This window comes from Variovorax sp. dw_954, assembly GCF_018449755.1.
In the GTDB taxonomy this organism is placed as follows: Bacteria; Pseudomonadota; Gammaproteobacteria; order Burkholderiales; family Burkholderiaceae_C; genus Variovorax.
Genome location: NZ_JAAVVD010000035.1, coordinates 24,923 through 37,219, shown reverse-complemented (window position 1 = coordinate 37,219; position 12,297 = coordinate 24,923). Strand labels below are relative to the sequence as shown.

The following is a 12,297-nucleotide window of genomic DNA, read 5'->3' as shown; positions in this document are numbered from 1 at the left end:
CCACTGTTCCTGCCTCCTCGGCGATGCCCGATGCACCGGGCATGCCGCCCATCTTCATTGCCAGTGCGGTGCTGCACGTGCTCGCGATTGGCGCTGCGGTCCTGGTGCCGGGCGCATGGCCCTGGGCCCTGGGTGCGGTGGTGCTGAACCATGCGTTGATCACCGGCGCCGTGCTCATGCCGCGCGGCAGGCTGATCGGGCCCAACGTGACGCGCTTGCCGCAGGCGGCCATCGATCGCCGCGAGCTCGCGCTGACCATCGACGATGGGCCGGACCCCGAGGTCACGCCGCAGGTGCTGGACCTGCTGGATGCGGCGGGCGCGCGTGCCACCTTCTTCTGCATTGCCGAACGCGTGGCCGCGCACCCGGCGCTGGCGCGCGAAATCATTGCGCGGGGACACAGCATCCAGAACCACACGGCCATCCATCGCCACGACTTCTCCTTGCTGGGACCACGCGGCTACACCGCCGAGATTGGACTGGCCCAGGACATGCTGGCGGCCGTCACCGGCCAGCGGCCGACCTGCTTTCGTGCGCCCGCCGGCTTCCGCAATCCATTCCTCGCGCCGGTGCTGCGCCGGCTCGGCCTCTCGCTCGTGAGCTGGACGCGCCGCGGTTTCGACACCCGCGAGCGCGACCCGGCCAAGGTGCTGGCGCGCCTCGCGCACAGGCTGGCCGCGGGAGACATCCTGCTGCTGCACGACGGCCATGCCGCGCGCACTGCGGCTGGCACGCCGGTCGTGCTCGAAGTCCTTCCGCCGCTGCTGCAAAAAATCAGGCAAGCCAGGCTGCGCGCCGTCACCCTGCCTGAAGGCTTCGCTGCATGAGCGCCGCCCGGCCGCCCGAAGGCGCTCGCACCGTAGCGCGCAGCGCGGAGGTTATCCAATGAGCGCCGCCCGGCCGCCCGAAGGCGTGCACCGCGGCGCACCGCGCGAAGAATCCCGAATGACTTCCATGATCTCCACCGATGCCGCCTGGCGGCAGTTGCATGACGCCGCCACCGCGCCTTATCGAAAGGCCGGCAAGTTCGCTTATGAGTTCGCGCGAGGCAAGCTGGGCCGCGATCCTGTATTCCGGGGCCTCATCGAGCGCGGGCTGATCGGCGCGGGGCGGGGCAGGGTGCTCGACATTGGTTGCGGACAGGGCCTGTTCGCGAGCCTGCTGTCCTCGATGGCCGCGATGCAGGCGAAGGGCCCGTGGCCCTCGGGTTGGGCCGCCACGCCACCACGCGCGGACTACACCGGCATCGAGTTGATGCCACGCGATGTGGCCCGTGCCGAGTCGTCCGTGGGGCACCTGCAGCCCACGCCGCGCTTCGTCTGCGGCGACATGTGCACCGCGCCGTTTCCCGCCAGCGACCTGGTGGTGATCCTCGACGTCCTGCACTACGTCGACCTCGATGCGCAGGAGGGCGTGTTGCGCCGCGTGCGCGATGCCTTGCCCGCGAGCAGCGGCAGGCTGCTGCTGCGCGTGGGCGATGCGGCCAGCCGGCGTGGCTTTGCGATCAGCCAGTGGGTCGACCGCACCGTGACGCGCATCCGTGGTCACAAGGTCTCGCCGACCTGGGGCCGCACCTTGCAGGAGTGGACTGCGCTGCTGCAACGCCTTGGCTTTCGCGTGCAGAGCATCCCCATGAGCGAGGGCACGCCGTTCGCCAATGTGTTGCTGGTCGCCGACCGCATCGAAGCATGACCCATCCCCAGACCATGAACCGCGAAGCGATCGAGGCCCTGATTCCCCACCGCGGCACGATGTGCCTGCTGGAGCGCCTGGAAAGCTGGGATGCGCAGGCCATCCACTGCGCCACCTCCACGCACCGCCTGCCCGACAACCCCTTGCGCACCGCCAGCGGGCTGATGGCGCCGAACGCGATCGAGTACGCCGCGCAGGCAATGGCCCTGCATGGCGGCTTGCTGATGGAGGACGGCGACACGCCATCCGCCGGATTCATCGCCAGCGTGCGCAACGTGCGCCTTGCCGTCACCCGGCTCGATGACGTGCCGGGCGCCCTGCAGGTGCGCGCCACCCGGCTCTCGGGCGATGCCCGGCAGGTGCTCTACGAATTCAGCGTCACCGACGCGAACGGCGCCGCGCTCGCGGACGGCCGTGCGGTGGTCGTGCTCAACACCCCCATGCCCACATGACTGCGACGAACCTCTCCGGAAAACGTGCCTTGGTCACCGGCGCCAGCGGCGCCCTGGGCGCGGCGATTGCGCAGCGCCTCGCGCGCGATGGCGCCACCGTCCTGCTGCATGCCAGCTCGCGCCCCGAAGCCGTCCAGCAACTGGCCGGATCGATCAAGACCGCCGGCGGCAGCGCCGAATGCCATGTGTTCGATCTGCGCAGCGACGAAGCCACGGCAGCCGGCTGCGCCGCGATGCTGCAGGGCGGGCCGGTGCAGATCATCGTGAACAACGCCGGCGTGCATGACGACGCCGTGCTGCCCGGCATGCGGGCGGAGCAATGGCACAAGGTCATCGACGTGTCGCTCAATGGCTTCTTCCGCGTCACGCAGCCACTGCTGCTGCCGATGCTGCGTACGCGCTGGGGCCGCATCCTGAACATCTCCTCGGTGGCGTCGCTCATGGGCAACCGCGGCCAGGTCAACTATGCCGCCGCCAAGGGCGGGCTCAACAGCGCGACCAAGGCGCTGTCGCTCGAAGTCGCGGCGCGCGGCGTCACGGTCAATGCGATCGCGCCTGGCGTCATCGCATCGCCGATGGCCGATGCGGCGTTCGACCCGGCGCTGATTCAGCAGATGGTGCCGGTGAAGCGTGCCGGTACGCCAGAGGAAGTGGCGGCACTGGCCGGCTTCCTGGCGAGCCACGAGGCGGGCTACATCACGGGGCAGGTGATCTCGATCAATGGCGGGATGATCTGACGACGAGCCTCTTCATGTGTTGCCGTTCTTCGGCAAGAACTCGGAGAGGTAGCGATATTTGATGTTCGGCTCCCACAGCACGTGTTCGCTGATCAGCAATCGAAGCGCACGCTCGAAATTGGAGATCTCACGCTGTTCTGCGGCGGTCTGCCTCCCGACTTGCCCGACATATGCGGCGGGAAAGATTTTTTGAATCGCGCGTCTTGCCGATTTCATCGTGGTCGGGACATCGAACAGTTCAAGGTGTGTCGAGTCTTCGGCGGGCAATACATGGATGTAAAGCGGAAAGTCGCGCAACGTGCCGCTGCTGACCGTCACTTGCGATAGTCCCCGTAACAGGCCCTTCAGGTTGGTCTGCTCAACAAATTTCAGGTCGTCCGGGATCACGATGTTCAGCGTGAACGTCTTGTACTTGAGTTCGCGCTCGATGACTTCATCGCTGTCGGGAGCCTTTCCCTTGAATTTCAGCGGTTGGTAATTGTCGAGTTGGTCGCAGACCCTCGAGATGAAATTCTCGAAGTATCCAATCGCCAGCGCAGTGGAAGGCAATTGCGAGAATTCGGCCGTGGTCGCGTGGTGCTCAAGAATGTCGCTGACGATGCGATCAGCCAACGCCCCGAAGTCTTCATCGGGAGTCTTGTTGTCGGGCCCGAGTTTGAACCTGTCGAAGTGGATGCCTTGCAGGTCGGAAGGAACAGGCAGTTTGTCAAGCACGAGGGCGAAGGCTCTGTGTTTTCCAACACGTCCCAGGAACAAGCCGTACTCGAACAGGATGTTGTCACGGGCGGTGGCGCGAGTCACATCCCGGCTGGTCGTCTCATCGTCCGACGTGAACACCAGGACAGCAAATTCGTAGAGGCTCGATGCCGTCAGAAGCGAATCGAGATAGGACTCCTGTCGTCGAAATACCTGGCCGGCACCGTTCCACATTCGAACGACCGCCTTGTCGCCAAAACGCGCTTCCAGCGCCTTGGCAACTTCCAGCCCTTCGCTCGAAGAACCAATGAAGACGGTGGGTCTCTTGTCCATGGCGCGATCCGATGCTGCTTGCCGGCCAAAACGGCCGCAGCCATCGTGACCGCCGCGACGCATGAACGCAATCCAACTTATTGGGGATGCCGGGCCGCAGGCGCTGGCGGGAAGCTACCTCTGGAACGGCGGCAAGCCCAGCACGCGCTTGACCAGCAGCCACGGCAGCCGGAGCACGAACTCCACCATCAGCCGCGTGTGCATCCAGGTCAGCAGCACGTTGTCGCGCCCGTACCGAAAGTGCGAGACGCCGCCTTCGGCCGCGGTGAGGTACTTGACCGGCGCATCGATGTTGACCGGCTTCACGCCGCGCCAGGCCAGCCGCACCACAGCCTCGGTGTCGAAGTCGAAGCGGCGCATCCAGGGCTGCCGAGCCATCACATGGATCAGCGCGTCGATCGGGTAGACGCGAAAGCCATAGAGCGAATCGCCGATGCCGGCGAACAGCGTCTCCAGCTGCGTCCAGCTGTTCGACACACGCCGCCCGCGCACGCGCAGCAACGGGGCGCTGGCGTCGAACACGGGGCGGCCGAGCACCATGGTCTCGGGTCGCGCGATGGAAGCCTGCATGAAGGCCGGGATCAGGTTGGCGGGATGCTGGCCGTCGGAGTCCATGGCCAGTGCATGGGTGAAGCCCGCCTCCCGGGCCTTGCGCAGGCCATACAGCACCGCAGCGCCCTTGCCCTCGTTCATGGGCAGTTGCAGTACCTTGAGGCCGCTGTCGTCCGCAGCGAGTTGCGCAAGCCGCTCGCCCGTGCCGTCGGTGCTGCCATCGATGACCACCCACACCGGCGTCCATTGGGCGCGCGCTTCGCGGACAGTCGAAAACAGGCGCTCGCCGGTGTTGTAGCTCGGGATCAGTACGAGGTGTGTGCGCGAGTCGGCGTCTTGGGGCATGCGGGCTGGGCGTCGGGGGCGCGTTGTTCGAGGTTTTGGCGGAAGTACTGTTCGAGTTGCATCAGCAGCGCATTGCTGTCCTGCTGCGGTGCAAAGCGCTGGCCGAGCCGCAGCTTGAAGACGATCGGCAGCGGCGGCACCTTCCAGATCGGCCAGCCCTTGCCGAGGTAGGGCGATTCGGTGTCGATGAAGACGGTCTGGATCGGCGCCTGCGCGAGTTTGGCGATGAGCGTGACGCCGGGGCGGAAGTGGTTGACGGGTTGCTCGACCGTGCGCGTGCCTTCGGGAAACAGCACCAACTGGCCGCCGGCGCGCAGGTCCTCGACCGCCAGCCGCACCATCGAGCGGGCCGAGTCGTTGCGGATGTAGTGCGCAAGTCGCGCGCCCGCCCCGAGGAAGACGTTCTTCATCAGGTCGGCCTTCATGATGCAGGCGCTGCGCGGCAGATGCGCCACCAGCAGCAGTGCGTCCAGCATGGTGGGATGGTTGGCCACGAAGATCAGCCGGCGTTCGTCGCGCAAGGCGTCCAGGCAGCGGGCGTCGATGCGCATCATGCCGGTGATCGATGAAATCGCCCAGAACCAGCGGTAGGCCATTGCAATGGTGGCGCGGCCCAGCGGGCGCGCTGCACGGGCGGGCAGCACCGGGTGCAGCAGCATCGCGATGAGGTTCCACACCAGCGACATGATGCCCAGCAGCGTCAGCAAGGTGTAGAGCGGCACGGCCAGCAAGACCTTCTTGAGCGCACGTAGAAGCTGCATCTCGATCCGGACCTTCAGTCGCCGAGTTCGCCGGCTTCGGTGGCGTGGGCTTCGATCTCGACCAGCAGGTCGCTGCGGCAGATGTCGGCCTCGAGGAACACCGCGTGCCGCATGAAGCGCGAGCGCGCACCGAGCGCCTGCACCAGTTGCGCACGGATGCCCGGCGCGTCGGCCGGGTGGCGTACGTACACCACCGCGTCGCTGCGATCCAGCGAGAACTGCGCGCTGGTGCGCTGGTTGGCCGCCTGGATCACGGCGCGCAGGTTGACCAGCGTCTCCGCCAGTTGCGCGCGCACGTCGCCGGCATGCACGGTTCGATGGCCGACGATGCTGGCCGTGCCGGAGATGAACAACGCCACCTGGCCCCCGCCCAGCGCAGCCAGCGCGGCGCGCGAGAAGGTCGGCGAGCGCGGGCCGTAGTCGCTGGGGTAGTGGTAGGCCGACACCTGGCGCGGGTTTTCCACGGGCACCGGCGGGATGCGGCCGGCCAGGAAGCGCACGCACAGCGCGCCTTCGTGCACGCCCAGTGCGCAGGCGGCGGGCGCACCTTCGAACGCGGCCTGGCCGGCTTCCAGGAAGGCCTGCTGGCGCCCGGCATTGAATTGGCGGTAGCGCTCCATGCCGCCGCCGTCGGCATTGATGCGCGGCAGGTAGTTCCAGATGCGCAAGAGATGCGGGCAGCCCGCGTGCTTCATGGCCTCGAACACATTGCGGTAGGCACGACAGGAGAGCGCAGCGAGGTCCTCGCCAAACGCGTCTTCGTCCAGGTCCACCACGCCGAGCAGCCAGTGGCCGTCGGTACGCCAGCGCACCACGCCGGTGGTGCCGGACTGCACCGGCGTGCCCGCGTGCCACAGGTCGACGACTGGCTCATTGTCGAGCAGCACGCGCGCCGCCACGCCGCTGACCCAGGAACTGTCGCCGCCTGCGCCATAGCTCAGTGCGGCGAAGGGCCGCGCGCCATCGGCCGCGCGGGCCAGGCCCTGGGCCAGGGTGAGCCGTTCGACACGAAGGGGGGGGGCTTCCGCCGCAACGGAGGTTGTCATGCAGCCCCTGCGAGCTTCACGGACGCGGACACGCGTGGCGTGGTCCAGGTCGATGCCTTGTGGTGAATGGCGCCAGCCATCGATGCCTCCTTTGCGCATGGCCGGATCGCGGGAGAGGCGGCCGTCGTCGTGTTGTTCTGGTGTTTCATGCCGCTCGGGGGCTCGGATGCTAAAGGTTGGACCGGTCCCTGCACCAAAGCGCGGCGGGTGCAGGTGGGTGTGCCAGGGACGGCAGCCGGGCGTATGGCTTCGGCGTCATCGGCGGATTATCCCAAAAAGCTTGGACGCACCATTCGCCGGAAAGGCGGCGTTGCGTTCGCCGGACAGTAAACTCGCGGACTGCTTTGCAAACAAGAGAACGCGAGATATAGAGCTATGGCCGGACACAGTAAATGGGCGAACATCCAGCACAGGAAGGGCCGGCAAGACGAAAAGCGCGGCAAGGCCTGGACCCGGGTGATTCGCGAAATCATGGTCGCCGCACGGCTCGGCGGCGGCGACCTGTCCATCAATCCGCGGCTGCGGCTGGCGGTGGAAAAGGCCAAGGCGGTCAACCTGCCGATCGACACGGTCAAGCGCAACATCGACAAGGCCACGGGCAACCTGGAAGGCGTCAACTACGAGGAAATCCGCTATGAAGGCTACGGCATCGGCGGCGCGGCCATCATCGTCGACACCATGACCGACAACCGCGTGCGCACCGTCGCCGAAGTGCGGCATGCCTTCAGCAAGCACGGCGGCAACATGGGCACCGAAGGCTCGGTGGCCTTCCAGTTCAAGCATTGCGGCCAGTTCGTCTTTGCACCTGGCGCAAGCGAGGACAAGATCATGGAAGTGGCGCTGGAAGCCGGTGCCGAAGACGTCATCACCGACGACGACGGCGCCATCGAGGTGCTGACCGCCGTCGGGGACTTCGAAGCGGTGAAGAACGCGCTGGAAGCCGCCGGTCTCAAGCCAGAGGTGGCCGAAGTCACGATGCGCGCCGAGAACCCCATCGCAGTCACGGGCGAGGAGGCCGCCAAGATGCAGAAACTGCTCGACGTGCTCGAAGACCTGGACGACGTGCAAGAGGTCTATCACAACGCAGAGTTGTCCGAATGAAAGTCCTCGTCATCGGCAGCGGCGGACGCGAGCATGCGCTGGCCTGGCGTCTCGGCCAGTCGGAACGCGTGTCGAAGCTCTACGTGGCACCCGGCAACGGCGGCACCGCGCTCGACCATCGCTTCGAATGCGTGCCCATTACCGACCCCGTCGCGCTGCGCGAGTGGGCCGCCAAGGAAAAGATCGTGCTGACCGTGGTCGGCCCCGAGACGCCGCTGGCAGCGGGCGTGGTCGACGAATTCCGCGCGCACGGGCTGCGCATCTTCGGCCCGACCAAGGCCGCGGCGCAGCTCGAGAGCTCAAAGGCCTTTTCCAAGGCCTTCATGAAGCGGCACAAGATTCCGACGGCGGAATTCGAGACCTTCACCGACCCGACGCAGGCGCATGCCTACATCGACGCCAAGGGCGCACCGATCGTGGTCAAGGCGGACGGCCTGGCTGCAGGCAAGGGCGTGGTCGTCGCGACCACGCTGGCCGAGGCCCACGAGGCGGTCGACTTCATGCTCGAAGGCAACAAGTTCGGCGTGGCCCACAACGAGGGTGGCGCGCGCGTCGTCATCGAGGAGTTCCTGCAGGGCGAGGAAGCCAGCTTCATCGTGATGTCCGACGGCCGCAACGTGACCGCGCTGGCCACCAGCCAGGACCACAAGCGCCTGCTCGACGACGACCAGGGTCCGAACACCGGCGGCATGGGCGCCTACTCGCCCGCGCCGGTGGTCACGGCCACCGTGCATGCGCGCGCGATGCGCGAGGTCATCCTGCCGACCATCCGTGGCATGGAGCGCGACGGCATCCTCTTCACCGGCTTCCTGTACGCAGGCCTGATGATCGACGCGCAAGGGCACGTCAAGACGCTCGAATTCAACTGCCGCATGGGCGACCCGGAAACGCAGCCGATCATGATGCGGTTCAAGTCCGACCTGTTCGAAGTGCTGTGGCATGCCACCGACGGCACGCTCGACCAGGTCGACTTGCAATGGGACCGCCGCACCGCACTCGGCGTGGTGATGGCTGCGCATGGCTACCCCCTCACGCCACGCAAGGGCGATCTCATTACCGGCCTGCCGCCCGAGGCGCCGGACGCGATGGTGTTCCATGCCGGCACCGCGCTGTCGAATGGCGAAGTCCGCACCAGCGGCGGCCGCGTGCTTTGCGTGACTGTGCTGGCCGACAGCGTCAAGCAGGCGCAGCACCGCGCCTATGAAGTCGCGGCGCGCATTCATTTCGACGGCGTGCAATACCGCCACGACATCGGCTTCCGGGCCTTGCCGCACCGTTGATGGACAAGGCAGCTTCGCCCGAAGCGGTCGGTGAGTGGCTGCGGGGATTGCAGCAGCGCATCGTTGCAGCGGTCGAGCAGGCGGATGGCGGCGTGGCCGTGCGCGATGCCTGGCAGAAGGCGCCCGATGAGCCCTTGCAAGGCAGCGGCCTGACCTGCATCCTCGAAGGCGGCACGCTGTTCGAACGTGCGGGCTGCGGCTTCTCTCAGGTACGCGGACTGAAGCTGCCACCCTCGGCCACGCAGCATCGGCCGGAACTCTCGGGTGCGCCCTTCGAGGCCATGGGCGTGTCGCTGGTGTTCCACCCGCGCAACCCTTATGTGCCGACGGTGCACATGAACGTCCGCATGCTGGCCGCGATGCCGGCCGACGGCGAGCCGGTCTGCTGGTTTGGCGGCGGCATGGACCTCACGCCGTACTACGCTTTCGAGGATGACGCACGGCACTTCCATCAGACTTGCCGCGATGCGCTGGCGCCGTTTGGCGACGACAAGTACCCGCGCTTCAAGGACTGGTGCGATGACTACTTCTTTCTAAAGCATCGCAACGAGGCGCGTGGCGTGGGCGGCATCTTCTTCGACGACTTCTCGGAGCTGGGCTTCGCACAGAGCTTTGCCATGCTGCAGGCGGTCGGCGATGGCTTGTTGCCCGCCTACATGCCCATCGTCGAGCGCCGCCGCAACACGCCGTATGGCGAGCGCGAGCGCGAGTTCCAGCTGTACCGGCGGGGGCGCTACGTCGAGTTCAACCTGGTGTGGGACCGGGGCACGCACTTCGGCCTGCAATCGGGCGGGCGCACCGAGTCGATCCTCTTGTCGATGCCGCCGCTGGCAAGCTGGGTCTACCGCCGCGAATCCGAGCCTGGGTCGCCCGAGGCCGCGTTGACCAGCGATTTTCTCGTTCGACGCGAGTGGGTGTGACACAGGCGATGCCGTGCCTGGGCGTCTTCGGCGGCGCCTTCGACCCGCCGCACAACGCGCACGTGGCCTTGGCGCAGGCGGCGCTGGCGCAACTCGATCTCAGGCAGTTGCGCATCTTCCCGACCGGCCAGGCATGGCACAAGGCACGCGGTCTGAGTAGTGCGCAACACCGTCTTGCCATGGCCGAACTCGCCTTCGAAGGCTTGCCAAATGTGGCCGTCGATGCGCGCGAAATCCGGCGTTCCGGGCCAACCTATACACTAGACACCCTGCTCGAACTCAAAAAGGAGTGTCCGGACATGCAACTCGTGTTGCTGATCGGCACCGACCAAGCGGCTGCCTTGCGCAGTTGGCATGGCTTTGAGGAGATCCTCTCCATCGCTATCGTTTCGATAGCGCACAGGGCAGACCCCACACGCGCCACAGCCCGGTTCGATCCGCAGAGTCTGGCGCCGCTTCCGCGCGGCGCAAGGTTCGAACCGATCGATCTGGCACCGATGGACATCAGCGCCACCGATATTCGCGCCCGCGTTGCCCGCGGCGCCGACATCTCTGGTCTGGTTCCACCTGCCGTTGCGCGCTATATTGACCGCCACCACCTCTACGCACCCGCCTGATGACCACTGAAGCCGCCGCCAAGAAAGACACCCAGAAACTCCAGAGAGCCATCGTCGATGGACTCGAAGACGTCAAGGCGCAGGACATTCAGGTTTTCGACACAGAGCATCTTTCACCGCTGTTCGAGCGCGTGATCGTGGCGTCGGGCACCTCCAACCGCCAGACCAAGGCGCTGGCCGCGAGCGTGCGCGATGCGGTGCGCGAGGCCGGCTTCGGCAAGCCGCGCATCGAGGGTGAAGACAACGGCGAGTGGATCATCGTGGACTGTGGTGCGGCGGTGGCGCACATCATGCAGCCGGCGATCCGCCAGTACTACCACCTGGAAGAGATCTGGGGCGAGAAGCCGGTGCGACTGAAGTTCGGTGCGGCCAAGCCTGCCACCGCGGCAAGCGCTGCACCCGCACCTGCCGCGAAGAAGGCGCCGACCACGCTGCGCCGCGCGAGCGCCGCCAAGACCGCGATTCGCGAAGCGGAACAAGCTGCCAAGGCCGCAAAGCCATCGACGCGCAAGCCCGCGGCCAAGAAGACCGCGGCAAAGCCCGCTGCAGGCAAGGCGCCCGCGAAGAAGTCGGCCGCCAGCAAGACCCCGATCAAGACGGTCGTCGCCGGCAAGCCAGCCGCCGGCAAGGCCGCCGCCAGGAAGCCCGCAGCCAAGAAGGCAGCACGCAAGACTCCTGCCTCGCGCAGCAAATGAAGCTGCTGGTGGTCGCGGTCGGGCAGCGCATGCCCGACTGGGCGCAGACCGCCTGGGACGACTATGCCAAGCGCTTCCCGCCCGAACTGAAGCTGGAGCTGCGCGCCGTCAAGACCGAGCCGCGCGGTTCCAAGACCCTCGAAACCCTCTACGCCGCCGAACGCGAGCGCATCGAAGGCGCGATCGCCCGAGGCATGCGCATCGTGGCGCTCGACGAGCGCGGTACCTCGCTCACCACAAAGGCCCTGGCTGCGCGCCTGCAAGCCTGGCAAGGCGAGGGCGACGACGTGGCGCTGGTCATCGGCGGGCCCGATGGCCTCGACCCGGCCTTCAAGGCCGCCGCGCACGAACGCATCCGCCTGTCGGACCTGACCTTGCCACATGCGATGGCGCGCGTGCTGTTGGTCGAGCAGTTGTATCGCGCGTGGTCGGTCAATGCAGGCCATCCCTATCACCGCGAATGAAATCGCTGTTCATCTACCTCGCTTCGCAAAGCCCTCGCCGCGCGCAGTTGCTGGGCCAGCTTGGCGTGCGGCATGAGTTGTTGCTGGCCGCGCCCGATGAAGACGCCGAGGCGCTGGAAGCGGTGCGTGGCGGCGAATCGCCGAGCGCCTATGTGCAGCGGGTGACCGGCCTCAAGCTGGACGCTGCCGTGGCACGCCATGCACGCCTCGGCTTGCCGCCTGCGCCGATCCTTTGCGCCGACACCACCGTCGCACTGGGGCGCGTCATCCTTGGCAAGCCCGAGGACGCCCGCGATGCGCATCGCATGCTCGCGATGCTGTCCGGGCAAACGCATCGCGTGTTGACCGCGGTGGCCGTGCAGAACGGCCGGCGCCGCGTGGCCGCATTGAGCGTGTCGCGCGTCACCTTCGGCGCCGTCAGCCGTAAGGACATCGCGGACTACGTGGCCAGCGGCGAGCCGCTCGGCAAGGCCGGCGCCTACGCGATACAGGGGCGCGCGGCGGCATTCATCGAGCACATGACGGGGTCGTATTCGGGCATCATGGGACTCCCCATGTACGAGACAAACGCATTGCTCCAACAGGCCGGATTCAAGGCCTGAATCA

General features: G+C 66.7%; 15 protein-coding genes. 11 read left to right on the top strand and 4 right to left on the bottom strand.

Translation table 11 applies throughout. The features are described 5' to 3' along the window. Positions 1-23: 23 nt before the first annotated feature. From HB681_RS34155 to fabG, 4 genes are all read left to right on the top strand, one after another. Positions 24-827 carry a polysaccharide deacetylase family protein gene (locus HB681_RS34155; RefSeq protein ID WP_213959362.1) on the top strand — a complete coding sequence of 268 codons (804 nt, stop codon included), beginning with the start codon at positions 24-26 and terminating at the stop codon, positions 825-827. Positions 828-945: 118 nt separating this feature from the next. Next, positions 946-1,692 carry a class I SAM-dependent methyltransferase gene (locus HB681_RS34150; RefSeq protein WP_213959329.1) on the top strand — a complete coding sequence of 249 codons (747 nt, stop codon included), beginning with the start codon at positions 946-948 and terminating at the stop codon, positions 1,690-1,692. Continuing rightward, positions 1,689-2,144 (top strand): hydroxymyristoyl-ACP dehydratase, encoded by a 456-nt coding sequence (locus tag HB681_RS34145; protein WP_213959328.1) that lies wholly within the window; start codon positions 1,689-1,691, stop codon positions 2,142-2,144. Before HB681_RS34150 ends, HB681_RS34145 begins: the two co-directional genes overlap by 4 nt. Beyond that, on the top strand, positions 2,141-2,881 hold the full coding sequence (fabG, locus tag HB681_RS34140) for a 3-oxoacyl-ACP reductase FabG (protein WP_213959327.1): 741 nt from the start codon (positions 2,141-2,143) through the stop codon (positions 2,879-2,881). The genes HB681_RS34145 and fabG overlap by 4 nt, the downstream gene beginning before the upstream one ends. A 12-nt stretch (positions 2,882-2,893) precedes the next feature. Here the strand turns inward: fabG and HB681_RS34135 are convergent, their stop codons facing one another. From HB681_RS34135 to HB681_RS34120, 4 genes are all read right to left on the bottom strand, one after another. After that, entirely contained in the window at positions 2,894-3,910 is a 1,017-nt protein-coding gene (locus tag HB681_RS34135; RefSeq protein WP_213959326.1) for an STING domain-containing protein, read from the bottom strand. Positions 3,911-4,024: 114 nt separating this feature from the next. Further along, the gene (locus HB681_RS34130) at positions 4,025-4,807 is read right to left on the bottom strand and encodes a glycosyltransferase family 2 protein (protein ID WP_213959325.1); all 783 of its coding nucleotides are present in this window, start codon (positions 4,805-4,807) and stop codon (positions 4,025-4,027) included. Next, on the bottom strand, positions 4,768-5,568 hold the full coding sequence (locus tag HB681_RS34125) for a lysophospholipid acyltransferase family protein (protein ID WP_213959324.1): 801 nt from the start codon (positions 5,566-5,568) through the stop codon (positions 4,768-4,770). The genes HB681_RS34130 and HB681_RS34125 overlap by 40 nt, the downstream gene beginning before the upstream one ends. A gap of 14 nt (positions 5,569-5,582) precedes the next feature. Then, positions 5,583-6,614, bottom strand: coding sequence for a hypothetical protein (locus HB681_RS34120; RefSeq protein WP_213959323.1), 1,032 nt, complete (start codon positions 6,612-6,614; stop codon positions 5,583-5,585). Positions 6,615-6,989: 375 nt separating this feature from the next. Here HB681_RS34120 and HB681_RS34115 point away from each other — a divergent pair, with 375 nt between their 5' ends. From HB681_RS34115 to HB681_RS34085, 7 genes are read left to right on the top strand one after another with little or no spacing between them, the layout of a single operon-like run. After that, positions 6,990-7,715, top strand: a complete 726-nt coding sequence (locus tag HB681_RS34115; RefSeq protein WP_213959322.1) for a YebC/PmpR family DNA-binding transcriptional regulator — start codon at positions 6,990-6,992, stop codon at positions 7,713-7,715. Beyond that, positions 7,712-8,995 (top strand): phosphoribosylamine--glycine ligase, encoded by a 1,284-nt coding sequence (gene purD / locus HB681_RS34110; RefSeq protein WP_213959321.1) that lies wholly within the window; start codon positions 7,712-7,714, stop codon positions 8,993-8,995. The genes HB681_RS34115 and purD overlap by 4 nt, the downstream gene beginning before the upstream one ends. Beyond that, positions 8,995-9,915, top strand: a complete 921-nt coding sequence (gene hemF, locus HB681_RS34105; RefSeq protein WP_213959320.1) for an oxygen-dependent coproporphyrinogen oxidase — start codon at positions 8,995-8,997, stop codon at positions 9,913-9,915. Before purD ends, hemF begins: the two co-directional genes overlap by 1 nt. Positions 9,916-9,923: 8 nt before the next feature. Then, positions 9,924-10,532, top strand: coding sequence for a nicotinate (nicotinamide) nucleotide adenylyltransferase (gene nadD / locus HB681_RS34100; RefSeq protein ID WP_213959361.1), 609 nt, complete (start codon positions 9,924-9,926; stop codon positions 10,530-10,532). After that, a complete protein-coding gene (rsfS, locus tag HB681_RS34095) occupies positions 10,532-11,227 on the top strand; it encodes a ribosome silencing factor (protein WP_213959319.1) in 696 nt (231 codons plus the stop codon). Before nadD ends, rsfS begins: the two co-directional genes overlap by 1 nt. After that, positions 11,224-11,691, top strand: coding sequence for a 23S rRNA (pseudouridine(1915)-N(3))-methyltransferase RlmH (gene rlmH / locus HB681_RS34090; RefSeq protein WP_213959318.1), 468 nt, complete (start codon positions 11,224-11,226; stop codon positions 11,689-11,691). The genes rsfS and rlmH overlap by 4 nt, the downstream gene beginning before the upstream one ends. Next, positions 11,688-12,293, top strand: a complete 606-nt coding sequence (locus HB681_RS34085; protein WP_213959317.1) for a Maf family protein — start codon at positions 11,688-11,690, stop codon at positions 12,291-12,293. Before rlmH ends, HB681_RS34085 begins: the two co-directional genes overlap by 4 nt. Positions 12,294-12,297 lie beyond the last annotated feature (4 nt).